This window comes from Micrococcus sp. FDAARGOS_333 (genome assembly GCF_002206575.2).
Classification (GTDB): Bacteria; Actinomycetota; Actinomycetes; order Actinomycetales; family Micrococcaceae; genus Micrococcus; species Micrococcus lylae.
Window position 1 is genome coordinate 1,699,173 of sequence record NZ_NJFJ02000001.1, and the last position, 26,734, is coordinate 1,725,906.

The window sequence follows — 26,734 nt, forward strand, 5'->3', positions numbered from 1 at the left end:
ACCGCGTCCGCCGACCCGCGTAGGCTGGCTGGCATGAGCCTGGCCCAGCAGATCAACCGCGTCGTCGCACCCTTCGAGGTCGTCAGCCCCTACCAGCCCTCGGGGGACCAGCCGACGGCGATCGCCGAGCTGACCGAGAGGATCCAGGCCGGCGAGAAGGACGTCGTCCTCATGGGAGCCACCGGCACCGGCAAGTCCGCCACCACCGCGTGGCTGATCGAGTCCCTGCAGCGGCCCACCCTGGTGATGGTCCAGAACAAGACGCTCGCCGCGCAGCTGGCCAACGAGTTCCGCGATCTGCTGCCGCACAACGCGGTTGAGTACTTCGTCTCCTACTACGACTACTACCAGCCGGAGGCATACGTCCCGCAGACGGACACCTTCATCGAGAAGGACTCCTCCATCAACGAGGAGGTCGAGCGTCTGCGCCACTCGGCCACCAACGCGCTGCTGACCCGCCGTGATGTGGTCGTGGTCGCCACCGTCTCCTGCATCTACGGCCTCGGCACACCGGAGGAGTACATCGAGCAGATGGTCACCCTCCGGCAGGGGCAGGAGATGGACAGGGACGCGCTGCTGCGCCAGTTCGTGGCCATGCAGTACGTCCGCAACGACACCGACTTCCACCGCGGCACCTTCCGCGTGCGCGGCGACGTGGTCGAGATCATCCCCATGTACGAGGAGCTGGCCGTGCGCATCGAGTTCTTCGGCGATGAGATCGAGTCCATCCAGACACTCCACCCGCTCACCGGCCAGGTGATCCGGGAGGAGGACGAGATGTACATCTTCCCGGCCTCCCACTACGTGGCCGGCGACGAGCGCATGGCGAAGGCCATCACGTCCATCGAGGACGAGCTGCGCGAGCGCCTGCAGGAGCTGGAGTCCCAGGACAAGCTCCTCGAGGCCCAGCGGCTGCGGATGCGCACCACCTACGACCTCGAGATGATGCAGCAGATGGGCTACTGCAACGGCATCGAGAACTACTCCCGGCACATCGACGGCCGACCCGCCGGCTCCGCCCCGCACTGCCTGCTGGACTACTTCCCGGACGACTTCCTCCTGGTGGTCGACGAGTCCCACGTGACCATCCCGCAGATCGGCGCGATGTACGAGGGGGACATGTCACGCAAGCGGACCCTGGTGGAGCACGGGTTCCGGCTGCCGTCGGCCATGGACAACCGGCCGCTGAAGTGGGACGAGTACCTCGAGCGCATCGGCCAGACCGTGTACCTGTCCGCGACCCCCGGACCCTACGAGCTCTCGCAGGCCGACGGCTACGTGGAGCAGATCATCCGCCCCACCGGCCTGGTGGACCCCAAGGTGGTGGTCAAGCCCGTGCAGGGGCAGATCGACGACCTGCTCGAGCAGATCCGCATCCGCACGGCCAAGGACGAGCGCGTCCTCGTCACCACGCTGACCAAGCGCATGGCCGAGGACCTCACCGAGTACCTGCTCGAGCACGGCGTGAAGGTCGAGTACCTGCACTCGGACGTGGACACCCTCCGGCGTGTGGAGCTGCTGCGTGAGCTGCGCAAGGGCACCTTCGACGTGCTCGTGGGCATCAACCTGCTCCGCGAGGGCCTCGACCTGCCCGAGGTGTCCCTGGTGTCCATCCTCGACGCGGACAAGGAGGGCTTCCTGCGCTCCACCACCTCGCTCATCCAGACCATCGGCCGCGCCGCCCGCAACGTCTCCGGCGAAGTCCACATGTACGCGGACAACGTCACGGACTCCATGCGCCGGGCCATCGACGAGACCGAGCGCCGCCGGGCCGTGCAGATCGCGTACAACCGGGAGCACGGGATCGACCCGCAGCCGCTGCGCAAGCGCATCGCGGACATCACGGACCAGCTGGCCCGCGAGGACGCGGACACCGCGGACTTCCTCTCCGGCATGGGCGGCGTGAAGTCCGGCTTCGACTTCGGCATGGGCCGCCGCGGCATCACCTCCGCGCGCGCCGACGCCGCCGAGCAGGGCGAGGGCGAGGACGGAGCGAGCCCTGCCGTGGACGCCGCCACGCTGCCGGCGAAGGACCTCGAGGACCTCATCACCCAGATGTCCCGGCAGATGCACCAGGCCGCCGCCGAGCTGCAGTTCGAGCTGGCCGCGCGCCTGCGCGACGAGGTCGCAGAGCTGAAGAAGGAGCTGCGTCAGATGAAGCGGGAGGGCTGAGCATGGGCCGGGACCACGGGGTCGCCCGGGCACGTCATCAGCGCAGGGTCGTCACCACCCTGTCCCTGAGCCAGGTCTTCTCCGGCATCGGCAACGGCGCCGCCCTGGCCGTCGGCTCCCTCATGGCGGCCGAGCTCTCGGGCAGCGACGCGCTGGCGGGCACGACCACCATGGCGCTGTCCCTCGCCGGTGCGCTGTCGGCGCTGCCGCTGGCCCGGCTGGCCCTGGCCAAGGGGCGGCGCATCACGCTGTCCACGGCCTACGGCATCGCGGCGTTCGGTGCGCTGGGCATGATCGTGGCCCCCATGCTCGAGGGGCCGTTGCCGGGGATCGGCTACCCGGTGCTGGTGCTCGCGGCGCTGCTCATCGGCCTCGGGGGTGCCGGCAACCTGCAGGCGCGCTTCGCGGCCACCGACCTGGCCGAGGACCGCACCCGCGGGCGGGACCTGGGCATCGTGGTCTGGTCCATCACCGTCGGCGCCGTCTCCGGGCCGAATCTCATCGGACCCGGCTCGGCTGTCGCCGAGGCGCTCGGGCTGCCGGAGACCTCCGGACCCTTCCTGTTCTCCCTGGTCGGCATGGTCCTTGCGGTGACCGTCCTGCAGATCGGGCTGCGGCCGGACCCCCTGCACCTGCGCCCGGACGTGGAGGTGGGTCAGGAGGCCGCCGAGAAGGTCGCCGCACCCCGGCTCCGCGACGGCCTCAAGGTGACCGTGGCGAGCCGCAGGCTCCTGCTCGGCGTGGGCTCCGTGGTCGCCGCGCACACCGTGATGGTCGGCATCATGGCCATGACCTCGGTGCACCTGTCCCAGCTGGCCGCCGCCGAGCACGCGGGGCATGCCGGTCAGGCGGCGGCCGGACACCATCACACGGACGCGGACACCCTCGTGGTGATCGGGCTGGTCATCTCGCTGCACATCGCCGGCATGTACGCGCTGTCCCCGCTCGTGGGCCTGCTCGCCGACCGTTGGGGGCGGCTCAGGACCATGGCGCTGGGCGAGGGCGTGCTGCTGGGCTCCTGCGTGACGGCCTTCGCCTGGCCGGGCAGCCGGGGGGCCGTGACGGTCGCGCTCATCCTCCTGGGTCTGGGGTGGTCCCTGGTGACGGTGGCAGGCTCCGCCTACGTGTCCGAGCATGCGGCCGGCCCGCGCAGGGTGCTGGTCCAGGGCGTCACGGATGCCGGGATGGGTGCCGGTGCCGCGGTGGCGGCAGCGCTGTCCGGGCTGATCATGGCCGTCATCGGATTCCACGGGCTCGCCGTGGTGGGCGGTGTGATCTGCCTGGCGGGCCTCGCGGGAGTGCTCGCCACCCTGCGCCATGATCGTCATGCTTATACTAATGTCAGTATCAGTCAGGAAGTGATGTCATGACCGAGCAGGGGGCCGTGCCGGCCGTGGCGGTGATCGCGGATCTGGTCGGGTCGCGGCTGCTCCCGGACCGTGCATCCGCGCAGGAGCAGGTGCTGCACGCCTGGGCCGAGGCCCATGGGCAGGTCTGCGGATCGGCTTCGTCGCATGCGGACGGGCAGGCGGGGACGGACGAGACGAGTGCCGGTACAGCCGGGGACCAGCCCCCGGCCCCGGGCGCGGGGCAGGTCCCGCCGTGGGCGACCGTCGGCGACGAGTTCCAGGCCGTCTACCCGGACCTGCCCACCGCACTGCGCGCCCTGCTCCGGGTGATGCTGGCCCTTCGGGAGCCGGTGCGCCTGCGCTTCGGCATCGGGCTCGGACATGTGACCGCGCTGGCCGACGGCCAGGGCGGACCGATCCAGGACGGCGACGCCTGGTGGTCCGCGCGCGCCGCGATCGAGGCCGGGCACGAACGGGATGCGAAGGCGGCCACGCTCGAGGTGCGCTCCGCCGCCGGGGACGCTGCGGAGGACGGGGAGGCGGTGCCCGGACTGGAGGCGGCGGCGGCCCGCCTGCTGGAGCACCTCATCGGAGCGATGAAGCCGCGGGAGCGGCGGATCGTCCGCGCCACCTTGGACGGCGTCTACCAGAAGGACGTGGCCGAGGCCGAGGGCATCAGCCAGTCCGCCGTGTCGCAGTCGCTGACCCGCTCCGGCGGGCGGATGCTCGTGGACGTGGACCATCTGCTGGCGCAGGCCGCCGGACGGCCGGCCCGGACGGGGCAGGAGCACCGATGATCGGCGTCGTCCTGCTGTGCCTGGCCGCCACCGAGTTCACCGTGGCCCTGCTGGCCGGTCGCGGGCCTGGGGCGGTCCCCACCGCACGCCACCGGCTCATCGGTCTCGGCGTCGGCGCGGTGGTCGTCCTGCTGACCCTGGTGTTCGTGGCCCTCACCTCGTCCCTCGGAGGGCACGGCGGCTCCGGAGGAGCCGACGCCGCCCCCGTCCTCCTCGCCGGCGCCCTGGCCCTGGCGGCGGGCTGCGCCTGGACGGCCGCCGGGACACGCGCCTGGGCCTCGCCCGTCCTCGTGGCGGTGCTCGTCCTGCTGGCCGGCCTCGAGCTGGTGGCCTACGGCGGCCTCCACGTGGCGCTGGGGTCCGGATGGCCGGTGGTGCTCGGCGCCTTGGCGTTCCTCATCGAGCCGGGCAACCGGATCACCCGTGACGTCCTCGTCCTCGCCGGCCGTCCGTCCACCCAGGACGGGCCGCCAGCCCCCGCCCAGGCACCTGCAGACGACCCTCGCGACGACGCCGTATCCGAGACCACCGGCGAGGCCGCCGTCGCGGCCGCCGTCGAGGTGCCCCCGGACGCTCCCACAGCCGGGGCCGACGCGTCCACCGGCACCACAGAAGAGTCCGGCGCCCCGGACTCCGGCCTGCGCGGCGGCCGCTGGATCGGCCCGGTCGAGCGTCTGCTCCTGGCAGGTCTGGGCCTGGCCGGCGCCTATCAGGTGGTGGCGGCACTCATGGCCGCCAAGGGAATCGTCCGCTTCCCGGAGATCTCCGCGGACGCGGGCAAGGGCTCCCGCGCCGAGGAGTTCCTCGTCGGGTCCCTGACCAGCTGGGGCCTGGCCTTCGTCTCCGCACTGCTGATCTTCGCGGCCGCCCACGGCCCGCTTCTGGAGGTGCCCTCCCCATGACCGACCCGTACACGTCCGCCGCCGACGCCCTCGCACAGGAGCCGCAGGCCGCCTCCGAGGCGCCCGCCGCCCATCGCGCTCGCTTCCGGGGCGGCCTCGTCCGGCCCACCTCGGGCCTGGCACCGGGGTTCACCCAGGCGAACTTGATCGTCCTGCCCGCGGACTGGGCCTACGAGATGCTCCTGTTCGCCCAGCGCAACCCAGCCCCCATGCCGCTGCTGGACGTCACCGACGCGGGCGATCCCACCACGCCGTGGGCACCGGGCGCGGACCTGCGCACGGACCTGCCGCTGTACCGGCTCTGGCGGGACGGTGAACTCGTGGGCGAGGTGGCGGACGCCACCTCCCACTGGACCGGGGACGCCGTGGCCTTCCTCATCGGCTGCAGCTTCGGGTTCGAGTCGGCGTTGCAGGCGGCCGGCGTGCCGGTGCGGAACATCGACCAGGGCCGCAACGTCGCCATGTACCGGACCGACGTGCCGCTGCGCTCGGCCGGCCGCATGAGGGGGGAGCTGGTGGTGTCCATGAGGCCGGTGCCGCCGCGGCTGGTGGCGCGGGCGGCCGTCGTGTCCGCCGGCGTGCCGCGGGCCCACGGTGAGCCGGTGCACGTCGGCGATCCGGCGGCCCTCGGCATCGCAGACCTGGATGCCCCGGACTATGGCGACCCCACCGAGATGCACCCGGGTGACGTCCCCGTGTTCTGGCCCTGCGGCGTCACCCCGCAGCGCGCGCTCGAGCTGTCACGCCCTCCGTGGGCGATCACGCACGCCCCGGGGCACATGTTCGTCACGGACCAGCCGGACGGGCGGCGCCCCGCCTGAGCGGTTTCCGTGAACCTGCGCCGACCTGACCACCGCACGCGGAGCGCTTCGCTACACTGGTCGGCGTCGTAGGGGAGTATCCCGAACACTGCGGACGTCAGCACGCGACCGGAACGCGTGACCATGGACGGTCACCTGTCGCCGGGAGCCGGACGCAGCGGCCTGAGAGCGCCATGGAGCGCCGGGCGGAGAGACTTGCGGTCGTTTCCACCTGTCCTGGAGCTGAAAGGCACCGACGATCATGGAGATCAACGGATTGACGTGGGGGCTGACGATCGCACTGATCGTCGGCCTGCTCGCGTTCGACTACTTCGCCCACGTGCGCAAGGCGCACACCCCCACCATCCGCGAGGCCGCGGTCTGGTCCGCCATCTACATCGGAGCGGCCCTCGTGTTCGGCCTCGTGTTCTTCGCCTTCGGCGACACACAGCACGCGGTCGAGTACTACACCGGCTACATCCTGGAGAAGGCGCTCAGCGTCGACAACCTCTTCGTGTTCCTGGTGATCATGGCGTCCTTCAAGGTGCCCCGCGACTACCAGCAGAAGGTGCTCCTGTTCGGCATCACCTTCGCCCTGATCTCGCGCACAGTGTTCATCCTGCTCGGTGCGGCGATCATCAACGCCTGGTCGGACGTCTTCTACATCTTCGGCATCTTCCTGCTCCTCGTGGCCGGCTCCCAGCTGAAGGGGGAGCTCGCCGGCGACGAGGCCGAGGACGAGGCGGACAACATCATGGTCCGCCTGGCCAAGCGCTTCCTCCCGGCGTCCGAGAACTACGACGGCGACAGGCTCTTCAGCATGGTCGACGGCAAGAAGGTCATGACCCCGATGCTGCTGGTCATGGTGGCCATCGGTGCGACCGACATCCTCTTCGCCTTCGACTCCATCCCGGCGATCTTCGGCGTGACGCAGGAGGCGTACATCGTCTTCAGCGCCACCGCGTTCTCTCTCATGGGCCTGCGCCAGCTGTACTTCCTCATCGACGGCCTGCTGGACCGTCTCGTGTACCTCGCCTACGGCCTGTCGGCGATCCTCGGCTTCATCGGCGTGAAGCTCATCCTCCATGCCCTGCATGAGAACAACCTGCCGTTCATCAACGGCGGCGAGAACGTGCCGGTCGCCGAGATCCCGACCACCGTGTCCCTGCTCGTCGTCGTCGGCGTCCTCGCACTGACCGTGGTCGTGTCCCTGTACTCCCCGAAGGGCAAGGCGCTCATCGCGCTGCAGAACGCCGAGAAGTTCGCGCACCGGTACTCCAAGCTGCCGGCGGACGCCCCCGCCGAGGAGCGCCGCAGGGCGGAGGAGAAGATGGACGAGTGGACCGAGCGGGCCGAGAACCTGGACCAGAAGTGGAAGGACGAGCTGCTCGACCACAAGGACACGTTCTCCTCGATCATCCGCTCCGCCCACGAGGCCCGGCTGCAGGACGCCTCGGCCACGGACTCGCGCGGCGTGTCCCGGAAGATCGTGGCCCAGGACGGCCCGGACGTCTGAGGCCCGCACCGGCTCCGCCGGCTGCACGACGACGGCCGCCCACCTGCTCGAGGTGGGCGGCCGCTTGCGTCATGGGTGAGTCGCGGGGGTCAGGACGTCGTGTCGGTGGGGTCGTCGTTCGGGGCGGGGCGTCCGCCGGCGAGTTCGAGGAGCTCACGGAGGATCCGTGCGCCCTCGTCGCCGATGCCGTCGTGGTGGAACTCGCCGTACTCCTTGACCTTCAGCCCCTGCACGGCCTCGGCGGTCTCCAGGGAGAGGTCGCGGTCCACGTACACGTCGTCGGTGTACACGGCGGCGGCCACCGGCACGGTGTTCTCCGCCAGGGCCTCGACGTCGTAGAGCGGGCCCCAGTCCTGCTTGGCGGCGAGGATCTGCGTGGCCTCGGCCAGTGGGGCGAGGTCGGAGTCCGCGGCGACCTGCCAGGCGAACACGTGCTCGCCGGTGGGCACCGGGGCGGCGTTCTCGGCGGCGGTGGCCTCGGGGTCGAAGTCAGGGTGCTCGGCGAGCACACGCGCGGCCGCCCAGTCCGTGGCGGCGGAGCCGGTGGCCTCGCTGACGGCGTCGGGCTGTGCATAGATCGCCTCGTGCAGCACGGTGTAGAGCGGATGGGTGCGGCGCTCGACCATGCCGGCCACCGCCGCGCGGAACGCCTCGGACAGGCGAGGGGTGCCGCCGGTGGTGTCCAGCCCCTCGGTGAGCAGGTACACGAGCGTGTCCAGGCGGGTGTTGCCACCGAAGTACATGCCGAGCATCTGGGCGCGGGCCACGGTCAGCTCGCTGCCGTCCGGGAGCATCTCCGGCTCTCCTGCGGCGGCCCGGGAACGCAGGTGGGCCACGATGCGCTTCCAGCCGTCCTCGGCCTGCGGCACTCGGCCGAAGAACTCCTCGGCGCGGGCGCGCATCCGGGCGTAGGTGGCGCGGTAGACCCGGTCCGCGTGACCGGTCACGGGGGCGAGTCCGCCGGTGACCAGCGAACGCTCGAGGGACTCCGGGTACCAGGACAGGTAGGACAGCGTGCAGAACCCGCCGAAGGACTGGCCGAGCGTGGTCCAGCGCTCGACCCCCAGGGCCAGGCGCATCATCTCCGCGTCCCGCACGATCCCCGGGGCACGCAGGTGGACCAGGTAGTCGGCCTGGGCCTGCGGGGACAGGGCGGACAGGGAGGCCACGGTGGCCGGGGTGGAGGCGCCGGTGCCACGCTGGTCCAGCATGAGCACCCGGTGGGTGCGGCACGCCTCCTTCATCCATCCGCCCAGGCGTGCCGGACGGGTGCCGCCGGAGCCCGGACCTCCCTGCAGGTAGAGCAGCCACGGCTTCTCGGCGTCCTCCGCCGAGTCCGAGGCACGGAACTCCCGGGCGAACACGGTGAGGGTTCCGGCGCCGCCGGGGCCCGGGCCCGTGCCGTCCGCGGTGTGCTCCCGGGCCTCGGCCAGGGTCTGGGAGTGGTCCACCGGCACCGTGAAGCGGTGCTCCACGGTCACAGTGCCGTCCAGCAGTGCGATCGTGTCGCCCTGCTCGTGGGCGGCGGGCTCGAGCGCGGCGAAGCCGCGCGGATCGCCGGGCACGAAGGTCTGCTCGGTCATGGTGCTCCTTCTGTCGCCTCGGCCGGGCGAGCGCGACGGTCGATGGGGCGGGGGGCGAGGGGCCGTCGTCGGGAGGGAAAGGGGGAGGGACGGGCGGCCGGTGCCGGTCAGCGGGTCTGCCAGCCGGACTCCGGGCGGCCGACGGAGACGACCGTGATGACGGGGCCGGCGGCCTCGTCCGAGGCGTCCAGGTCCACGACGGCGTTGATGCCGTGGTCCAGGTCCCCGTCGCGGTCCACGAGGACCTGGCGCACGCCCCACCAGCGGGAGCCGGTGAGCTCCACCGGGGACGGCACCTCGGGGGAGCGGTCCACCAGGAAGTACTGGGGGCCGCGGGCCCCGGGGCCGTCGTCGATGTCCTCGTGGTCCTCGAAGAAGTCGTCGAGGGCATCGGCCCAGTCGTCGGCAGACAGGTCACCGGAGAGCTCGGCGAGCGCGTGGTCCTGTTCGTCGCCGAAGAGGCGGACCCGGTGGAACATGGCGTTGCGGACCATGACGCCGAAGATCTGTTCGTTGTCGGTCAACCGCGGCGGGGTCGGCGGGGCGATGGACTCGTGGTCCTTGCGGAGTTCGTCGATGTCCCCGGCCACGAGGTCCTCCCACTCCTCGAGGAGGGAGGAGTCGGTCTGCTTCACGGTCTCGTCCAGCCAGTCGAGCATGATCTGCAGTTCGTCCGTGCGGGCCTCCTGCGGGACGGTGTGCCGCAGGGCCTTCACGGCGTCGGTCAGGTAGCGCAGCAGCACGCCCTCGGAGCGGGCCAGGCCGTAGAACTGCACGTAGTCGCCGAATCCCATGGCCCGCTCGAACATGTCCCGGACCACGGACTTGGGGGTGAGTTCGAACTCGGCGAGCCACGGGGCGCCGGCCCGGTAGGTCTCGAACTGCTGTTCGAGCAGCTCGGCCAACGGCATGGGGTAGGTGACCTCGTCGAGGGCGCGCATGCGCTCGGTGTACTCCATGCCCTCGGCCTTCATGGCGGCCACGGCCTCCGTCTTGGCGCGCTTGACCTGGCCGGTGAGCACCTGGCGTGGCGGGTCCAGGGTGGCCTCGATGACCGAGACCACGTCCAGCGCGTGGTTCGGGTCGGCCGGGTCCAGCAGGTCCAGGGCGGCCAGGGCGAAGGGGGACAGCGGCTGGTTCAGTGCGAAGTCCGGCTGCAGGTCCACCGTGAGGTCCACGGTGCGGCCCTCGGCGTCGGGCTCGGGCAGGCGTTCGACGACGCCGGTGGCCAGCAGCTCGCGGAAGATGCCCAGGGCGCGGCGCATGAGGATGGCCTGGCGGGCCGGCGTCTCGTGGGTGCTGCGCAGCAGGCGGCGGACGGCGAGGACGGGGTCGCCGGGGCGGTCGAGGATGTTCAGCAGCATGGAGTGCGTGATCTGCATGCGGGAGACCAGCGGCTCGGGCTCGGCGGCCACGAGCTTGTCGAAGGTGGCCGGTCCCCAGGAGACGAAGCCGGCCGGCGGGGTCTTCTTCTTGGATCCCTTCATGGACTGCTTCATGCGCTTGGCGCGCTCGGCCTCGTCCTTGACGTTCGCGAACTTGGCGGCGGCCTTGCGCTCGGCCGCCTTGTTCTCGATCACGTGCTCCGGGGCCTGGACCACCACGTAGCCCTGCGTGTCGAAGCCGGCGCGCCCGGCGCGGCCGGCGATCTGGTGGAACTCCCGGGCCTGCAGGATGCGGGTCCTCTCCCCGTCGAACTTGGACAGGGCTGTCAGGAGCACGGTGCGGATGGGCACGTTGATGCCCACACCGAGGGTGTCCGTGCCGCAGATGACCTTCAGCAGTCCGTCCTGGGCCAGCTTCTCCACCAGGCGGCGGTACTTCGGCAGCATGCCGGCGTGGTGGACACCGATGCCGTTGCGGACCAGACGGTTCAGGGTCTTGCCGAAGCCGGCGGAGAACCGGAACCCGGCGATCCGCGCGGCGATGGCCTCCTTCTCCTCCTTGGAGGCCACGGAAACGGACGCCAGACCCTGCGCCGTCTCCACGGCGTCCAGCTGGGAGAAGTGCACGATGTACACCGGCGCCTGGTGTGTGGCGACCAGCTCCTCCACCTTCTCCTGCAGCGGGGTCTCGGAGTACTCGAAGCTCAGTGGGATGGGCCGTTCGGCGTGGGCGACGACGGCGACCTCGCGTCCGGTGCGCTCGTTCAGGTCCGCCTCGAGGCGGCTGGTGTCGCCGAGGGTGGCGGACATCAACAGGAACCGGGCCTGGGGCAGCTCCAGCAGGGGGACCTGCCAGGCCCAGCCGCGGGAGGGGTCCGCGTAGTAGTGGAACTCGTCCATCACCACGGTGCCGATCTCCATGCCCGAGCCCTCGCGCAGGGCCCGGTTGGCGAGGATCTCGGCGGTGCAGCAGATGATCGGGGCGTCCCCGTTGACGGTGGAGTCGCCCGTGACCATGCCGACGTTGTCCGCGCCGAACACGTCCACCAGGGCGAAGAACTTCTCCGAGACCAGCGCCTTGATCGGCGCCGTGTAGTAGGAGACGGCGCCGTGGGCGAGCGCGTCCGCGTGGGCGGCCAGCGCCACCATCGACTTCCCGGAGCCGGTGGGGGTGGCCAGGATGACGTTGTGTCCCTGGACCAGCTCCATCACGGCCTCCTCCTGGGCCGGGTAGAGGGTGATGCCCCGGGACGTGGTCCAGTCCGTGAAGGCGCCGAACACCGCGTCCGGCTCGGGGGAGGAGCCGAGGGACGTCAGGGTGTCTGTGAAGGAAGAAGTCGCGGAGCTCATCGCGCTCTACCCTATCGGCGGCGGGCGGACCTACGGTGGGGCCATGGCCGATCAGCATGCTTCCGCCGGCACCGCCTCCCACGACGACGGCCCGGTCCCCTCCGGTGCCCCCGGCGCCGGCTTCCGCTGGGATCCGGCGCAGTACGAGGTGTTCGCCGACCACCGCAGACGCCCCTTCGCGGACCTCACCGCCCGCATCGGTGCCACGCACCCGCGCCGTGTGGTGGACCTGGGCTGCGGCCCCGGCACCATGACCGAGGCCCTGGCCTGCCGCTGGCCCGAGGCCGAGGTGGTCGGCCTGGACTCCTCGCAGGAGATGGTGGACGCCGCGAACGCCCGTGCGGACCGGCCGGCGAACCTCCGCTACGCCACCGTGGACGCCCGCGCCTGGTCCCCGGAGCCGGACACCGACGTCCTCGTCACCAACGCGATGCTCCAGTGGATCCCGGAACACCGCGAGCTCGTCCGCGGCTGGCTGGCCGACCTGCCCGCCGGCGCCTGGTTCGCCGCCCAGGTCCCGGCCCAGCACCGCAACCCCTCGCACGCCGAGCTGCACCGCCTCGCCGCCGAGGAGCCCTTCGCCGCCGTGGTGTCCGGCGAGCGCTCCACGGACACCGTGGCGGAGCCGGCCGACTACGCCGGTGACCTGCTCGCCGCCGGCTGGGAGGCCGACGTCTGGGAGACCACCTACCAGCAGGTGATGCGCGGCCCGGACCCGGTCCCGGCGTTCACCGGCGCCACCGTGGCCAAGCCGTTCGTCCACGCCCTCACCGCCCACGACGAGGCCCACGGCCTCACCGGCACGCCCGAGGCCCTCGCTCCGCGGTACCGCGCCGCCTACGCCGAGCGCATGCGTGCGGCCTACCCGCGTGTGCCCGGCACCGGCGAGGGAGACGATGCCGCCGTGCTCTTCGCCTTCCGCCGGATCTTCCTGGTGGGCCACCGCCCCGGCTGAGGCCGTGGGCGCGCATCCCGGATCCGGCGGAACGTCGTGAGCGGTCTGACGTCCCGCGGCCCGATGCCCGTCCGACCGAGTCCGGGGCGACGTGGCCGATAGTGTGGAGCCCATGCCCACGACCGCCTCGGCGCCCCCACGCCCCCGTCTGCTCTGGATGGACGTCTACCGCGGCCTCGCCGTGCTGCTCGTGGTCCTCCTGCATGCGCAGACGGCCCTGGTGGACTCGGGCCTGGAACGCTCGCCCGTACTGTCGGCGGTGAACGCCGCGGTCGGCTCGTTCCGCATGCCGGGCCTGCTGCTGGTGTCCGGCATGCTGCTGACCCTCTCGCTGCGCCGCCCTGCCGGGGAGTACCTTGCCGGGAAGCTGCGGCGCATCGCGTGGCCGTGGCTGCTCTGGACGGCCGTGATGCTGCCCCTGTTCGGCTGGGAGGCGGGCCTCGAGCCCACCTGGTGGTTGAACGGCGCCCACACCTGGTTCCTGACCGTGGTGTTCGTCGGCTACGTGCTGGGACTGCTCCTGAAGCCCGTCCCGCCGTTCGTCATCGCCGCTATGCTCTTCGGCGCCGCCATGCTGGTGGACCCGGAGGCCGCCGCGGGCAGTGCCGGCGAGTGGCTGCTGGTGCTCGAGCGCATGACCTGGTTCGGCGGCTTCTTCTTCGTCGGTGCCGGGCTCGGCCGGTGGCGCGAGGACCTGCCGCGCATCCCGTGGCCGTTCATGGTGCTCCCGCTGATCGTCACCGGGGACTGGGCACGCCGCGCCGTGGAGGCGGGACGGTTCCCGGCCGAGGAGACCTGGCCGGTGATGACCATGTCCGTCATCGGCGTGGTCTCGATCCTCTGGCTGCTCGCGCAGATCCCGGACAACCCGGTCATGCGGGCCTTCGCCTGGGTCGGCCGCCACTCGATCGTGCTGTTCGTGGTCCACTACCCGGTGATCCGTCTGCTCCGCCGAGTCGAGGCCATCCCGGACGGACTGCCCGGTGCGCTGCTGCTCTTCGGCGCAGGCACCGGCGTGTCCCTGCTGCTCGCCGCGGCCTATCCGTGGACCAGGTACCTGTTCGAGTGGCCCCAGCGTTCGGGGACCTCCGGGGCTTCCCGACGACGGACGCGCACCTCAGCCTGACCCCTCTCTGTTGTCCGGTGCCGGGTACCGTGGCCCGCCCCTCCGTCAGCGGCGCGTGCCCAGGGCCAGCAGATGGGCGGACAGGTCGGCGACCCCCGGCCGGGCCTGACCGCCGTCCGCGTGCAGCACGTCCAGTCGGTCGGCCAGGGCCACGGCTGCGCCGGAGAGCTCGGCGTCAGGTGCCTCGGACTGCAGGGCGACGGCCGTCGGCGCCTCGAGTCCGCGCACGGAGACGTCCGCGAACCCGGCGGCGCGCAGCTCGTCCGCCAGTTCCGAGGAGCTGTGGAAGTGCCCGCCGGGGAACCCGGGGCCAGGATTGGTCCAGGCGCCGTCATTGAGCAGGGCCACATCGTCGGCGTCCACGTGGGGGTCACGGGAGGCGACGCGCTCGAGCACGCCGTCGAGGAACGCCCCGAGCCGGCTGATGCCCGCGGCGAAGACCAGGCCGCCGGAACGCAGCACGCGGTGGGCCTCGGCCAGGGCGCGCAGCCGGTCCGCGCGCGAGGGCAGGTGGTAGAGCGACCCGAAGAGCAGGACGGCGTCCGCAGAGGCGTCGGGGAAGGGCAGGTCGCGGGCGTCGCCGACCAGGGCCTCGACGCCAGACAGGGTGGCGGCCGCGGCGACCTGTTCCGGGACCGGGTCCAGGAGCGTCACCGCGTGCCCGTCCTGGGCGAGCCACTCGGCGTGCACACCGGTTGCACCGCCGACGTCGAGCACGCGGGAGCCGGGGGCGAGGCGGCTCCGCAGCAGGGACTGCACGCGGAGGAGCTCGACGGCGCTCTGCGCGCTCTGGGTCCGTAGCCGGGCGTCCTCGTCGAAGTCCTGTCCGTAGAAGCGCAGGACCTTGTCCTCGAGGCGTTCGTGCCGGCGTCCGTCCTCGGCCGCGCCGGCGGTGCTCACGCGGTCACCAGCCACGCTCGGCCCACTCGTCCAGGTGCGGGCGCTCGGCGCCGAGGGTGGTGGAGTTGCCGTGACCGGGGTGGACGACCGTGTCGTCCTCGTAGACGCCGAAGAGGCGCTCCGTCACGTCCGCCAGCAGGGAGCGGAAGTCCTCGTCCGACCAGGTCTTCCCCACACCGCCCGGGAACTGGCTGTCGCCGGAGAAGACCACCGGCGGCTCGTCCGGGCAGGGCTGCAGCACCAGCGCGACGGAGCCGGGGGTGTGGCCGCGCAGGCCGATCACGTCCAGGTCGATGCCGTCCACGCCCACCGTGTCGCCGTGCTCCAGGCGCTCGGTGACCTCGGTGCCGGTCTCCTTCTCGATCTCCTCGGCGTCCGCCGCGCCGGCGGCGCTGCGCGGGGAGTGGCGCTCCACCACGGCGGCGGTGGCACGGATGTGGTCCCAGTGCCGGTGCGTGGTGATCAGCAGGTCCAGGTGCGGCTCGCACGGGGTGTCGTCCGCCGCCGCGGCCAGCAGCGCCTCGATCGACTCCGGCTCGTCCGCCGCGTCGATGAGGATCTGCGCGCCCGTGGTCTTGGAGGTCAGCAGGAACACGTTGTTCTGCATCTCGGAGACGACGCACGTGCGCACCGTGACGGCGGGCAGATCGTGCAGGAGACGGGGAGCGGCGGGGGACGCGGACATGAGCTCGAGTCTACGTGCGGACTGTGCTGCAGGACAGCTCGATCTCCCGGACCGCCACGGCGGGCGAGGGCAGAGGCGAAGGGCGCGCGGCCGTCGTCGGGAAGCGGCCGGCGGGAGCCGCGGCGGGCGGCAGCGACGTCCGCCCTGGGCGGAACAGTCGGCAGGATCACGCCTGCGGGCCCTGGCGGGGGCCGCGTCCGCCCCTAGACTGGAGCGCGTGTCGAACACAAATACGAACAGCCCCGCCCCCACCGGACTCGCCGCAGGACCGCACGGCCACGCGGGCGGCACGGCCGACCCGGACCGGATCGTGGTCCAGGGAGCGCGCGAGCACAACCTCAAGGACGTGGACGTCTCCCTGCCCCGCGACTCCATGGTCGTGTTCACCGGCCTGTCCGGCTCCGGCAAGTCCTCCCTGGCGTTCGACACGATCTTCGCCGAGGGCCAGCGCCGGTACGTCGAGTCGCTGTCCTCCTACGCCCGCATGTTCCTCGGACGGGTGGACAAGCCGGCCGTCGACTTCATCGAGGGCCTGTCCCCGGCCGTGTCGATCGACCAGAAGTCGACGAACCGCAACCCGCGCTCGACCGTGGGCACCATCACCGAGATCTACGACTACATGCGCCTGCTCTGGGCCCGCATCGGCGTGCCCCACTGCGCGGACTGCGGCGAACCGGTGGACCGGCAGACCCCTCAGCAGATCGTGGACCGGCTGCTCGAGCTGCCCGAACGCACCCGCTTCCAGATCCTCGCCCCGGTCGTCCGCGGCCGCAAGGGCGAGTTCGTGGACCTGTTCTCCTCCCTCTCCGCGCAGGGCTACGCCCGTGCCGTGGTGGACGGCGAGCTCGTCCAGCTCTCGGACCCTCCGACACTGAAGAAGCAGGTCAAGCACACCATCGCCGTGGTGGTGGACCGCCTCGCCATGAAGGAGGGCATCCGCCAGCGCCTCACCGACTCGGTGGAGACGGCGCTGAAGCTCGCCGACGGGCTCGTGATCGCCGACTTCGTGGACGTGGAGGTCGTCGAGGAGAAGGGCAAGAAGAACACCGGAGAGTTCTCCGGCCGCGGCGCGGACGGCACCCCGCGCTACCGCCCCTTCTCCGAGAAGCTGTCCTGCCCGAACGGCCACGAGCAGACCGTGGACGAGATCGAGCCGCGCTCCTTCTCCTTCAACAACCCGTTCGGCGCCTGCTCCGAGTGCACCGGCATCGGCTCCCGTCTGCAGGTGGACGAGGAGCTCGTGGTCCCCAACGACGAGCTGTCGCTGGCCGAGGGGGCCATCGCCCCCTGGTCACTGGGCAAGTCCACCGCCGAGTACTGGCAGCGCATCCTCGCCGGGGTGGCCAAGGACGTGGGCTTCTCGCTCACCACGCCCTGGAGGGACCTGCCGGAGAAGGCCCGTCACGCGGTCCTGCACGGCAAGGACTTCAAGGTGGAGGTCGCCTTCCGGAACCGCTTCGGCCGCGAGCGCCGCTACACCACAGGCTTCGAGGGCGTCATGCCGTACATCGAGCGCAAGCACGGGGAGACCGAGTCGGACTCGGCCCGCGAGCGCTACGAGTCCTACATGCGCCAGATCCCGTGCCCGGCCTGCGGCGGCGCGCGCCTGAACCCCACCGTGCTCAACGTGCTGGTGGAGGGCCGGTCCATCGCGGATGCCACGGGCCTGCCGCTGCGCGAGCTGCTGGACTTCTTCGAGTCCCTGGAGCTGACCGAGCGTGAGCGTCGCATCGCCGATCAGGTCCTCAAGGAGCTGCTGGCCCGCCTGAGCTTCCTGCTGGACGTGGGCCTGGAGTACCTGAACCTGGAACGCTCCGCCGGCACCCTCTCCGGCGGCGAGGCCCAGCGCATCCGCCTGGCCACCCAGATCGGCTCCGGCCTGGTGGGTGTGCTCTATGTGCTGGACGAGCCGTCCATCGGCCTGCACCAGCGGGACAACCGGCGCCTGATCGACACGCTCCTGCGCCTGCGCGACCTCGGCAACACCCTGATCGTGGTGGAGCACGACGAGGACACGATCGCCGAGGCGGACTGGATCGTGGACATCGGCCCCCACGCCGGCGAGCGGGGCGGCGAGGTCGTCCATTCCGGCTTCCTGGAGGACCTGAAGGCCAACACCCGCTCCATCACCGGCGACTATCTGGCCGGCCGACGGAGCATCCCGGTGCCGGCCCAGCGCCGCGAGATCGACCCGGACCGCGTCATCACCGTGCGCGGCGCCCGAGAGAACAACCTGCAGGACGTGGACGTCACCATCCCGCTCGGCGTCCTCACCGCGGTCACCGGCGTCTCCGGATCCGGCAAGTCCACGCTGATCAACGAGATCCTCTACAAGGTGATGGCCAACCGCCTCAACGGGGCCAAGCAGGTGCCGGGCCGCCATCGCAGTGTGGAGGGGCTGGACCACCTGGACAAGGTGGTGCACGTGGACCAGAGCCCCATCGGCCGCACCCCGCGCTCGAATCCGGCCACCTACACCGGTGTGTTCGACGCGATCCGCAAGCTCTTCGCCGAGACCCCCGAGGCGAAGGTCCGCGGGTATCAGCAGGGCCGCTTCTCCTTCAACATCAAGGGCGGCCGCTGCGAGGCCTGCGCCGGGGACGGCACCCTGAAGATCGAGATGAACTTCCTTCCGGACGTCTACGTCCCCTGCGAGGTCTGCCACGGTGCGCGCTACAACCGCGAGACCCTCGAGGTCCACTACAAGGGCAAGAACATCGCCGAGGTCCTGGACATGCCGATCGAGCAGGCCGCGGAGTTCTTCAGCTCCTACACGAAGATCTCGCGCTACCTGAACACCCTCGTGGACGTCGGTCTCGGCTATGTGCGCCTGGGGCAGCCGGCCACCACGCTCTCCGGCGGCGAGGCCCAGCGCGTGAAGCTGGCCGCCGAGCTGCAGCGTCGCTCCAACGGGCGCACCGTCTATGTGCTGGACGAGCCCACCACCGGCCTGCACTTCGAGGACATCCGGAAGCTGCTGCACGTGCTCCAGTCCCTCGTGGACAAGGGCAACACCGTGATCACCATCGAGCACAACCTGGACGTCATCAAATGCGCAGACCACATCGTCGACCTCGGCCCCGAGGGCGGCTCCGGCGGCGGCGAGGTGGTGGCCGTCGGCACCCCGGAGGAGGTCGCACGGGTGCAGGCCAGCCACACCGGACGGTTCCTGAAGGAACTGCTCGGCTGACCCGCCCCGCCGCCTGTGTCGTCGGCCGACCGCGCTGACGTAGCATGACGGGGACCACTGACGGGGCGGACCCAGCCGCCCGCCGTCGGGAAGCACCATGACCGGGAGGGACGGCTCGATGGCCACGACGTCGGATCCGCTGCGCCGAAGCGCCGGCCTCGGGATCAGGGCCGTGTGCCGCCCCACCGTGGAGGGGGTGGCGAACGTCCCCGCGGCCGGGCCGTTCATCGTCGCCTCCAACCACCTGTCCTTCCTGGACTCCGTGATCCTGCAGGCGCTGTCCCCTCGCATGGTGCACTTCTTCGCCAAGGCCGAGTACTTCACCGCGCCCGGCCTGAAGGGCAAGGCGATGAAGTGGTTCTTCGAGTCGGTCGGCTCCATCCCCGTCCAGCGCGGTGAGCAGGCGGCCTCCGTGGCCGCCCTCGACTCCCTCGTGGAGCTGCTGGAGACCGGCAGCGGGGTCGGTATCTACCCCGAGGGCACCCGGTCCCGCGACGGCCGCCTCTACCGCGGCCGCACCGGCGTCGGCTGGCTGACCCTGACCACCGGCGCCCCGGTCGTGCCGGTCGGGCTGATCGGCACCGAGCGGCTCCAGGCCCCGGACGACCGCCTCCCGAAGCCGCATCGGTTCACCGTGCGCTTCGGCGAGCCCCTGCACTTCGGCCACCCCGGCCGCCGGCACACCCTGCCGGCGCGCCGCGAGGCCACCGCCGCCGTCATGGACGCGATCGCCGCGCTCACCGGCCAGGAGCGGGTGGACTCGTACAACGCTCCGCCTGCGTCCCGTGGCTGACCCGGCCTCCTACCGTCCCGCCGCCGGCGAGATCCCCACCCGTCCCGGCGTCTACCGCTTCCGGGACCGGGACCGCCGCGTCATCTACGTGGGCAAGGCGAAGAACCTGCGCGCCCGCCTGTCCTCCTACTTCCAGGACCCCGCCCGCCTGGCCACGAAGACCCGCACGATGGTGTTCACCGCTCAGGCCGTGGAGTGGACCGTGGTGGGCTCCGAGGTGGAGGCCATCCAGCTCGAGTACTCCTGGATCAAGGAGTTCCGGCCCCGGTTCAACATCATGTACCGGGACGACAAGTCCTACCCGTACCTGGCGGTCACCATGAACGAGCAGTTCCCACGCGTGCAGGTGATGCGCGGGGACAAGCGCCCGGGCGTGAAGTACTTCGGCCCGTTCCATCCCGCCAAGGCCATCCGCGAGACCGTGGACCTGATGCTGCGCGTGTTCCCCGTGCGCACCTGCTCCGCCGGCGTCTTCCGCCGTGCGCAGGCCCAGGACCGGCCGTGCCTGCTCGGCTACATCGGCAAGTGCTCGGCGCCCTGCGTCGGGCGGATCTCCCCGAGCGAGCACCGGGCGCTGGCCCAGGACTTCTGTGACTTCATGGCCGGGGACGCCGGCCGCTTCATCCGCGAGCTGGAGAAGGCCATGGCCTCCGCCGTGGAGGACCTGCGCTACGAGGACGCCGCCCGGCTGCGGGACGACATCGCCGCCCTGAAGCGCGTGTTCGAGCGCAACGCCGTGGTGCTGGCCGAGAACACCGAGGCGGACATCTACGCGTTCCACTCGGATGAGCTGGAGACCGCCGTCCAGGTGTTCCACGTCCGCCAGGGCCGTATCCGTGGCCAGCGCGGCTGGGTGATGGAACGCGTGGAGGACGTGGACGACGCCGCCATGGTCCAGCAGCTGCTCCAGCAGGTCTACGGCGACGCCGCAGACGAGGACGTCATCCCGCACGAGGTCCTCGTCCCCGTGCTGCCCGAGGAGCCGGAGGAGACGGCCGCCTGGCTGTCCGGCCGCCGCGGCTCCAGGGTCCACATCCGGGTGCCCCGGCGCGGGGACAAGGCCGAGCTGATGGACACCGTCCGTCAGAACGCCGAGATGGCCCTGAGCCTGCACAAGTCCCGGCGCACCGGCGACCTGACGGCGCGCTCGGCTGCGCTGAAGGAGCTGCAGGAGGCGTTGGAGCTGGACGAGCCGCTGCTGCGCATCGAGTGCTACGACATCTCCCACTCCCAGGGCACCAACGTGGTCGGCTCCATGGTGGTCGTCGAGGACGGCCTGCCGAAGAAGTCCGACTACCGCCGGTTCAACGTCACCGGCGAGGCGGCCAGGGACGACACCGCCTCCCTGCGGGACGTGCTCCGCCGCCGCTTCGCGCGGCTCGCCGCCGAGCGCGCCGAGGGTGCCCCGCTCACCGGCCAGGTGGAGGAGGGGGACGACGACGGCGCCCGCCGCTTCTCCTATCCGCCCTCCCTGGTCGTGGTCGACGGCGGTCCGCCGCAGGTGGCCGCCGCCGTGGCCGTGCTCGCGGAGCTGGGCCTGGACGACCTTCCCGTGGTGGGCCTGGCCAAGCGGCTCGAGGAGGTCTGGCTGCCGGACGACGAGTTCCCGCTCGTGCTGCCGCGGAGCTCGCAGGGCCTCTACCTGCTGCAGCGGCTGCGCGACGAGTCCCACCGCTTCGCCATCGCCGGCCATCGCAAGCGCCGGTCCAAGGCGATGACCGAGTCAGCCCTGGACGGGGTGCCCGGCCTCGGCCCGGCGAAGCGGGCCGCTCTGATCACCCACTTCGGCTCGGTCGCGAAGGTGCGCCGCGCCGGGGTCGACCGGCTGACCGAGGTCGCCGGCGTCGGCCCGAAGCTGGCCGCGGCGATCGACGCCGCCCTGAACCCGGGGACGGGCGACGCGGCGTTGAACCCGGGGACGAGCGACGCGGACGAGGTGGCGGGGTCGTCGTCGGCAGGCGCGGAGGCGGGCGACGCGGACGAGGCGGCGGGGTCGTCGTCGGCAGGCGCGGAGGCGGGCGACGACGGCTGAGGCCGGCGTGGACCCGGGGGAGTGGGCGCGGCGGCGCGCGGATAGAGTGGAGGCATGAGCGAGCAGCCCCTGCCCCCGGCCGCGTCGGAGACGAGCGACTCGTCTGCGGCGGTGGACAAGCCCCAGCATCCCGAGGTCCTCGTCATCACCGGCATGTCCGGCGCCGGGCGGACCACCTCCGCCCATGCGCTGGAGGACCACGGCTGGTACGTGGTGGAGAACCTCCCGCCGCAGCTGCTGCCGACCCTCTCGGCGCTCGTGGCCAAGTCGCCTGAGGCGTTCGCCAGGCTGGCGATCGTGGTGGACGTCCGTTCCCGCACGCATCTGCCGGACATGCGCCAGGCCTTGAACAATCTGCAGAACCAGGGGCTCGAGTACCGCATCCTCTTCCTGGAGGCCGACGACGACGTGCTGGTCCGCCGCTTCGAGGCCGGGCGGCGTCCTCACCCGCTCCAGGGCAACGGCACGCTTCTGGACGGCATCCGCGCCGAGCGTCAGCTGCTGCGGGACCTGCGCTCCCACGCCGACCTCGTCCTGGACACCACCGCGCTCAACGTCCACGGCCTGGCCGGCCAGGTCACCCAGCTCTTCTCGGACGACGGTCCGCTGCGCCTGCGGCTGAACCTCGTCAGCTTCGGCTTCAAGTACGGACTGCCCACGGACGCGAGCTTCGTGGCAGACATGCGCTTCATACCGAACCCCCACTGGGTGCCGAAGCTGCGGCCGCACACGGGGCTGGACTCCGCCGTCAGCCGGTACGTGCTCGGCCGTGAGGGCGTCATGGACTTCGTGGAGACCTACGCACGCATGCTGGAGCCCGTCTTCGAAGGCTATCTGCGGGAGAACAAGCACTATGCGACCATCGCCATCGGCTGCACCGGAGGCAAGCACCGCTCGGTGGCCGTCACCGAGGAGCTGGCCCGCCGCCTGCGCCTGCTCGACCAGGTGACGGTGGAGGTCAAGCACCGGGACATGGGGCGCGAATGACCGAGCACCACACCTCCCAGCTGCCCCTGCCCCCTGTTCTCGGGAGTCGCCCCCGCCCCGTGGACGGACAGCCGCCCGCGCCGGCCCGTGGCGTCGGGGAGTCTCGCGGGGCCTCCGGTCCGAACGTCGTCGCCCTCGGCGGCGGTCACGGGCTGTCGGCCTCTCTGCGGGCCCTGCGCCACGTGGCCGGGGACCTGACCGCGGTGGTCACCGTGGCCGACGACGGCGGCTCGTCGGGCACCATCCGCCGCGAGATGGACGTCCTGCCTCCGGGTGACCTGCGCATGGCGCTGGCCGCCCTCTGCGACGACAACGACTGGGGACGCACCTGGGCGGCCGCGATGCAGCATCGATTCCGTGCGACCAAGGTGCCCGCCGAGGAGGCCACGCTCGAGAACCACGCCCTCGGCAACCTGCTGATCGTGGCGCTCTGGGAGCTGCTCGGCGACCCGGTGGACGGTCTGCTCTGGGCCGGAGCGCTGCTCCGGGCCGAGGGACGTGTGCTGCCGGCCTCCCGCACTCCGCTGACGATCGCGGGTACGGTCCTGACCGAGGCGAACGGGTCTCTGCGTCGGCAGCAGGTGGAGGGCCAGGTCTCCCTCGCCGAGGCCGCGCGCACAGGCCAGGTGCTGGGCGTGCGTCTGACCCCGGAGGACGCCGACCCGACCGCTGAGGCCCTGACGGCCATCGCCGAGGCGGATCTCCTGGTGCTGGGACCGGGCTCCCTGTACACCTCGGTGCTGCCCCACCTGCTCATGCCGGCCATGCGGGAGGCGCTCACCGCCTCCGCGGCGAAGAAGGTGTTCGTCACCAACCTGCACACCGGAACACAGGAGACCACCGGCATGACGCATGCGGACCAGCTGCGTGTGATCCGCTCCTATGCGCCGGAGCTCTCGTTCGACGCGATCCTGGCCTGCCCGCGCTCCGTGCGGGATCGCGAGGACTTCGAGGCCGTGGCCGCCGAAATGGGCGCCCAGACCCTGTTTAGTAAAGTGTCCCGAGGCCGCGACCGGGCCGTCCACGACCCGCTGCTGCTCGCCGTGGCCTTTGAGGAGGCCATGCACCGGATCCGCTGCGCCGGTGACGCCGCCCGCCCCGACACGAGCCCTGAAGGAGACGACCCCGCATGGCCCTGACCACCGACCTGAAGGACGAGCTGGCGCGCGTGCCGGTGACGACCACGTCGGAGCGTCGGGCCGAGGTCGCCGCGCTGCTGCGCTTCGCCGGGGGACTGCACATCATCTCCGGCCGCATCGTGGTGGAGGCCGAGCTCGATCACGGCGCCACCGCTCGCCGCCTGCGCCAGTTGATCGTCGAGCTGTTCGGCTACGCGACCGAGGTCGTGGTCGTCTCCGGCGGCAACCTGCGCCGCGGCCAGCGCTACGTCATCCGCGTGGTGGAGGACGGCGAGGCACTGGCCCGCCAGACCGGACTGCTCGATCAGCGCGGCCGCCCCGTCCGCGGACTGCCCTCCGCCCTGGTCAACGGGTCCCTCGCGGACACCGCCGCCGTCTGGCGCGGGACCCTGCTCGCCCACGGCTCGCTCACCGAGCCGGGACGCTCCGCCAGCCTCGAGGTCACCTGTCCCGGGTCGGAGGCCGCCCTCGCCCTGGTCGGCGCGGCCCGTCGTCTCGGTGTGGCGGCCAAGGCCCGCGAGGTGCGTCAGGCCGACCGCGTGGTGGTCCGCGACGGCGAGGCCATCGCCTCCCTGCTCGCCCGCGTCGGCGCGGGGCAGACCGCACAGAAGTGGCAGGAGCGCCGCACTCGCAAGGAGGTGCGCGCCACCGCGAACCGCCTCGCCAACTTCGACGACGCCAACCTGCGCCGTTCCGCCCAGGCGGCGGTGGCCGCCGGGGCGCGCGTGCAGCGGGCCCTGGAGATCCTGGACGAGGACGCGCCGGAGCACCTGCGCTACGCCGGCATGCTGCGCATCCAGCACAAGCAGGCCTCGCTCGACGAGCTGGGCCGGCTCGCCGACCCGCCGATGACCAAGGACGCCATCGCCGGCCGCATCCGCCGCCTGCTCGCCACCGCGGACAAGCGGGCGGCCGAGCAGGGCATCCCGGGCACCGCCGAGGCCGTCGTGCCGGAGCTCGAGGACGTCCTGGACGAGGACACCGCACTTCACGACTGACCGCCTGCCGTTCGCGGTGCGCGGAAGCCGTGCACGCCCGCCGACCGAGGCTGGCGTGCACGGCCGAGGCGTACAAGGATGGACGCGGAAGGGATGCCGCAGGCGCCCGGGCACGCGTCCCGGACGGCGGCATCGGACCGTACACAACCGAGGAGGACTCATGGCTGAATTCACCCTGCCGGAGCTGGACTACGACTACGCCGCCCTGGAGCCGCACATCTCTGCGCGCATCATGGAGCTGCACCACTCCAAGCACCACGCCACCTACGTGAAGGGTGCCAACACCGCCCTCGAGAAGCTGGCCGCCGCCCGCGAGGCCGAGGACTTCGGCGCGATCAACCAGCTGTCGAAGGACCTCGCCTTCAACCTGGGCGGCCACACCAACCACTCGATCTTCTGGAAGAACCTCTCCCCGGACGGCGGCGACAAGCCGACCGGTGAGCTCGCCGCCGCGATCGACGAGTACTTCGGGTCCTTCGAGAAGTTCCAGGCGCACTTCACCGCCGCGGCCCTCGGCATCCAGGGCTCCGGCTGGGCCGTCCTGGCCTACGAGCCGGTCGGCGGCAACCTGGTCATCGAGCAGTTCTACGACCAGCAGAACGGCGTGCCGGTGGCCACCATCCCGCTGTTCCAGCTGGACATGTGGGAGCACGCCTTCTACCTCGACTACCAGAACGTGAAGGCCGACTACGTCAAGGCCGTCTGGAACATCGTGAACTGGGAGGACGTGCAGGCCCGCTTCGAGGCGGCCCGCAACGGCGCCTCGGGCCTGGTCCTGCCGGCCTGATCCGACGCACCGCTCGCGACCCCGGGGCATGCCACCGCCCCGGGGTCCGGGCGGACCCGCAACCGGCGCCGCCCGCCGGCGCAGCCCCACGTCCGTCCCCACCGTCAACAACCAGCATGCGCCCGTCCGAGGGCGCGAGGAACAGAGGCACGCATGACCAAGATCGCCATCAACGGATTCGGACGCATCGGACGCAACGCCCTCCGCGTCATCCTGGACCGCACTCCCGACCTCGAGCTCGTGGCCATCAACGATCTGGCCGACAATGAGGACCTGTTCTACCTGACCAAGTACGACACCATCCTCGGCACCTTCCCGGGGGAGCTCGAGCTGGCCGACGACGGCCTGGTCGTCAACGGCCGGACCGTCAAGATGTTCGCCGAACCGGACCCGTCTGCGCTGCCGTGGGGCGAGCTGGGGGTCGAGATCGTGATCGACTGCACCGGCATCTTCACCTCCGGCGAGAAGGCCAAGGCCCACCTGGACGCCGGCGCCAAGAAGGTCGTCATCTCCGCCCCGGGCAAGGACGTGGACGGCACCTTCGTCATGGGCGTGAACGAGGACAAGTATGACCCGCAGACCATGCACATCGTCTCCAACGCCTCCTGCACCACCAACTGCCTGGCCCCGATGGTGAAGGTGCTGAACGACGAGTTCGGCATCGTCGACGGCATCATGACCACCATCCACGCCTACACCGGCGACCAGAACCTGCACGACAACGTCCACAAGAAGGACCGCCGCCGTGCCCGCGCCGCCGCGCAGAACATGGTGCCGACCTCCACCGGTGCAGCCAAGGCGATCGGCGCGGTCATCCCGGAGCTCGAGGGCAAGCTGGACGGCTTCGCCATGCGCGTGCCGACCATCACCGGCTCCGCCACCGACCTCACCGTCGAGCTGACCCGCCACGTGGACGTCGACGAGGTCAACGCCGCCTTCAAGAAGGCCGCCGAGAGCGAGAAGATGAAGGGCCGCCTGGTGTACTCCGAGGACCCGATCGTCTCCTCGGACATCGTCACCACCGAGGCCGCCTGCACCTTCGACGCCCCGCTGACCAAGTCGATCGGCCAGACCGTCAAGATCATCGGCTGGTACGACAACGAGTACGGCTACACCTGCCAGCTGCTCGACCTCACCTCGCACATCGCCGCCACCCTCTGAGCGCGGCAGTGACAGCCACGGCCCGCACCGACCGCACGTCGGTGCGGGCCGTTGCCTAGACTCGACCTGACGGCACCGTCGCCGACGAGCGCGCGTGTGCCCCCTCACGACCCCATCCCGGTTCCCG

20 protein-coding genes are annotated in these 26,734 nt (G+C 71.4%); 16 read left to right on the plus strand and 4 right to left on the minus strand.

The genetic code is table 11. The features are described from left to right. Positions 1-33 precede the first annotated feature (33 nt). From uvrB to CEQ11_RS07625, 6 genes are all read left to right on the plus strand, one after another. On the plus strand, positions 34-2,172 hold the full coding sequence (gene uvrB, locus CEQ11_RS07600) for an excinuclease ABC subunit UvrB (RefSeq protein WP_102957508.1): 2,139 nt from the start codon (positions 34-36) through the stop codon (positions 2,170-2,172). Positions 2,173-2,174: 2 nt separating this feature from the next. Beyond that, positions 2,175-3,542 (plus strand): MFS transporter, encoded by a 1,368-nt coding sequence (locus tag CEQ11_RS07605; RefSeq protein ID WP_087133434.1) that lies wholly within the window; start codon positions 2,175-2,177, stop codon positions 3,540-3,542. Further along, a complete protein-coding gene (locus tag CEQ11_RS07610; RefSeq protein WP_088478235.1) occupies positions 3,539-4,318 on the plus strand; it encodes a SatD family protein in 780 nt (259 codons plus the stop codon). The genes CEQ11_RS07605 and CEQ11_RS07610 overlap by 4 nt, the downstream gene beginning before the upstream one ends. Further along, on the plus strand, positions 4,315-5,220 hold the full coding sequence (locus CEQ11_RS07615) for a hypothetical protein (protein ID WP_067188933.1): 906 nt from the start codon (positions 4,315-4,317) through the stop codon (positions 5,218-5,220). Before CEQ11_RS07610 ends, CEQ11_RS07615 begins: the two co-directional genes overlap by 4 nt. Further along, positions 5,217-6,041 carry a putative hydro-lyase gene (locus CEQ11_RS07620; RefSeq protein ID WP_067188935.1) on the plus strand — a complete coding sequence of 275 codons (825 nt, stop codon included), beginning with the start codon at positions 5,217-5,219 and terminating at the stop codon, positions 6,039-6,041. The genes CEQ11_RS07615 and CEQ11_RS07620 overlap by 4 nt, the downstream gene beginning before the upstream one ends. 241 nt (positions 6,042-6,282) lie before the next feature. Beyond that, positions 6,283-7,536 carry a TerC family protein gene (locus CEQ11_RS07625; protein WP_088478236.1) on the plus strand — a complete coding sequence of 418 codons (1,254 nt, stop codon included), beginning with the start codon at positions 6,283-6,285 and terminating at the stop codon, positions 7,534-7,536. Between the two features lie 89 nt (positions 7,537-7,625). Here the strand turns inward: CEQ11_RS07625 and CEQ11_RS07630 are convergent, their stop codons facing one another. Together CEQ11_RS07630 and CEQ11_RS07635 are read right to left on the minus strand one after the other, a co-directional pair. Then, entirely contained in the window at positions 7,626-9,119 is a 1,494-nt protein-coding gene (locus tag CEQ11_RS07630; RefSeq protein ID WP_227718798.1) for an alpha/beta fold hydrolase, read from the minus strand. Between the two features lie 107 nt (positions 9,120-9,226). Continuing rightward, complete coding sequence (locus tag CEQ11_RS07635) at positions 9,227-11,854, minus strand: RNA helicase (RefSeq protein ID WP_088478237.1); 2,628 nt, start codon at positions 11,852-11,854, stop codon at positions 9,227-9,229. Positions 11,855-11,897: 43 nt separating this feature from the next. On the opposite strand from CEQ11_RS07635, the gene CEQ11_RS07640 reads away from it, so the two are divergent. Both CEQ11_RS07640 and CEQ11_RS07645 read left to right on the plus strand, forming a co-directional pair. After that, positions 11,898-12,809, plus strand: coding sequence for a methyltransferase domain-containing protein (locus CEQ11_RS07640; protein ID WP_088478973.1), 912 nt, complete (start codon positions 11,898-11,900; stop codon positions 12,807-12,809). Positions 12,810-12,921: 112 nt separating this feature from the next. Beyond that, the gene (locus tag CEQ11_RS07645) at positions 12,922-13,935 is read left to right on the plus strand and encodes an acyltransferase (RefSeq protein WP_088478238.1); all 1,014 of its coding nucleotides are present in this window, start codon (positions 12,922-12,924) and stop codon (positions 13,933-13,935) included. Between the two features lie 45 nt (positions 13,936-13,980). Here the strand turns inward: CEQ11_RS07645 and CEQ11_RS07650 are convergent, their stop codons facing one another. Beyond that, entirely contained in the window at positions 13,981-14,835 is an 855-nt protein-coding gene (locus tag CEQ11_RS07650; protein ID WP_193763003.1) for a bifunctional 2-polyprenyl-6-hydroxyphenol methylase/3-demethylubiquinol 3-O-methyltransferase UbiG, read from the minus strand. Positions 14,836-14,839: 4 nt separating this feature from the next. After that, positions 14,840-15,520: an MBL fold metallo-hydrolase gene (locus CEQ11_RS07655; RefSeq protein ID WP_088478240.1), complete on the minus strand. Its 681-nt coding sequence runs from the start codon at positions 15,518-15,520 to the stop codon at positions 14,840-14,842. A gap of 307 nt (positions 15,521-15,827) precedes the next feature. Between CEQ11_RS07655 and uvrA the strand changes: the two genes are divergently transcribed. The 8 genes from uvrA to gap all read left to right on the plus strand — a co-directional run bounded on the left by uvrA (position 15,828) and on the right by gap (position 26,607). Beyond that, complete coding sequence (gene uvrA, locus CEQ11_RS07660) at positions 15,828-18,710, plus strand: excinuclease ABC subunit UvrA (protein ID WP_227718907.1); 2,883 nt, start codon at positions 15,828-15,830, stop codon at positions 18,708-18,710. Positions 18,711-18,828: 118 nt separating this feature from the next. After that, a complete protein-coding gene (locus tag CEQ11_RS07665; protein WP_087134297.1) occupies positions 18,829-19,503 on the plus strand; it encodes a 1-acyl-sn-glycerol-3-phosphate acyltransferase in 675 nt (224 codons plus the stop codon). Then, on the plus strand, positions 19,496-21,535 hold the full coding sequence (uvrC, locus tag CEQ11_RS07670) for an excinuclease ABC subunit UvrC (RefSeq protein WP_088478242.1): 2,040 nt from the start codon (positions 19,496-19,498) through the stop codon (positions 21,533-21,535). Before CEQ11_RS07665 ends, uvrC begins: the two co-directional genes overlap by 8 nt. Before the next feature lie 54 nt (positions 21,536-21,589). Beyond that, positions 21,590-22,522 carry an RNase adapter RapZ gene (gene rapZ, locus CEQ11_RS07675; protein WP_088478243.1) on the plus strand — a complete coding sequence of 311 codons (933 nt, stop codon included), beginning with the start codon at positions 21,590-21,592 and terminating at the stop codon, positions 22,520-22,522. Beyond that, a complete protein-coding gene (gene yvcK / locus CEQ11_RS07680) occupies positions 22,519-23,661 on the plus strand; it encodes a uridine diphosphate-N-acetylglucosamine-binding protein YvcK (RefSeq protein ID WP_070638275.1) in 1,143 nt (380 codons plus the stop codon). The genes rapZ and yvcK overlap by 4 nt, the downstream gene beginning before the upstream one ends. Next, entirely contained in the window at positions 23,652-24,659 is a 1,008-nt protein-coding gene (gene whiA / locus CEQ11_RS07685; RefSeq protein ID WP_088478244.1) for a DNA-binding protein WhiA, read from the plus strand. Before yvcK ends, whiA begins: the two co-directional genes overlap by 10 nt. 160 nt (positions 24,660-24,819) lie before the next feature. Next, positions 24,820-25,446 (plus strand): superoxide dismutase, encoded by a 627-nt coding sequence (locus CEQ11_RS07690; protein ID WP_067188955.1) that lies wholly within the window; start codon positions 24,820-24,822, stop codon positions 25,444-25,446. Positions 25,447-25,599: 153 nt separating this feature from the next. Then, positions 25,600-26,607 carry a type I glyceraldehyde-3-phosphate dehydrogenase gene (gene gap / locus CEQ11_RS07695; protein WP_067188957.1) on the plus strand — a complete coding sequence of 336 codons (1,008 nt, stop codon included), beginning with the start codon at positions 25,600-25,602 and terminating at the stop codon, positions 26,605-26,607. Positions 26,608-26,734 lie beyond the last annotated feature (127 nt).

What these genes read in the sequence shown, in the direction of transcription:
- CEQ11_RS07625 (WP_088478236.1), top strand. Translation starts at nt 6,283, where the DNA reads ATGGAGATCAACGGATTGACGTGGGGGCTGACGATCGCACTGATCGTC.
- CEQ11_RS07690 (WP_067188955.1), top strand. Translation starts at nt 24,820, where the DNA reads ATGGCTGAATTCACCCTGCCGGAGCTGGACTACGACTACGCCGCCCTG.
- CEQ11_RS07630 (WP_227718798.1), bottom strand. Translation starts at nt 9,119, where the DNA reads ATGACCGAGCAGACCTTCGTGCCCGGCGATCCGCGCGGCTTCGCCGCG.
- CEQ11_RS07620 (WP_067188935.1), top strand. Translation starts at nt 5,217, where the DNA reads ATGACCGACCCGTACACGTCCGCCGCCGACGCCCTCGCACAGGAGCCG.
- CEQ11_RS07605 (WP_087133434.1), top strand. Translation starts at nt 2,175, where the DNA reads ATGGGCCGGGACCACGGGGTCGCCCGGGCACGTCATCAGCGCAGGGTC.
- CEQ11_RS07665 (WP_087134297.1), top strand. Translation starts at nt 18,829, where the DNA reads ATGGCCACGACGTCGGATCCGCTGCGCCGAAGCGCCGGCCTCGGGATC.
- uvrB (WP_102957508.1), top strand. Translation starts at nt 34, where the DNA reads ATGAGCCTGGCCCAGCAGATCAACCGCGTCGTCGCACCCTTCGAGGTC.
- CEQ11_RS07635 (WP_088478237.1), bottom strand. Translation starts at nt 11,854, where the DNA reads ATGAGCTCCGCGACTTCTTCCTTCACAGACACCCTGACGTCCCTCGGC.
- CEQ11_RS07640 (WP_088478973.1), top strand. Translation starts at nt 11,898, where the DNA reads ATGGCCGATCAGCATGCTTCCGCCGGCACCGCCTCCCACGACGACGGC.
- CEQ11_RS07655 (WP_088478240.1), bottom strand. Translation starts at nt 15,520, where the DNA reads ATGTCCGCGTCCCCCGCCGCTCCCCGTCTCCTGCACGATCTGCCCGCC.
- CEQ11_RS07615 (WP_067188933.1), top strand. Translation starts at nt 4,315, where the DNA reads ATGATCGGCGTCGTCCTGCTGTGCCTGGCCGCCACCGAGTTCACCGTG.
- yvcK (WP_070638275.1), top strand. Translation starts at nt 22,519, where the DNA reads ATGACCGAGCACCACACCTCCCAGCTGCCCCTGCCCCCTGTTCTCGGG.
- CEQ11_RS07610 (WP_088478235.1), top strand. Translation starts at nt 3,539, where the DNA reads ATGACCGAGCAGGGGGCCGTGCCGGCCGTGGCGGTGATCGCGGATCTG.
- gap (WP_067188957.1), top strand. Translation starts at nt 25,600, where the DNA reads ATGACCAAGATCGCCATCAACGGATTCGGACGCATCGGACGCAACGCC.
- rapZ (WP_088478243.1), top strand. Translation starts at nt 21,590, where the DNA reads ATGAGCGAGCAGCCCCTGCCCCCGGCCGCGTCGGAGACGAGCGACTCG.
- CEQ11_RS07645 (WP_088478238.1), top strand. Translation starts at nt 12,922, where the DNA reads ATGCCCACGACCGCCTCGGCGCCCCCACGCCCCCGTCTGCTCTGGATG.
- whiA (WP_088478244.1), top strand. Translation starts at nt 23,652, where the DNA reads ATGGCCCTGACCACCGACCTGAAGGACGAGCTGGCGCGCGTGCCGGTG.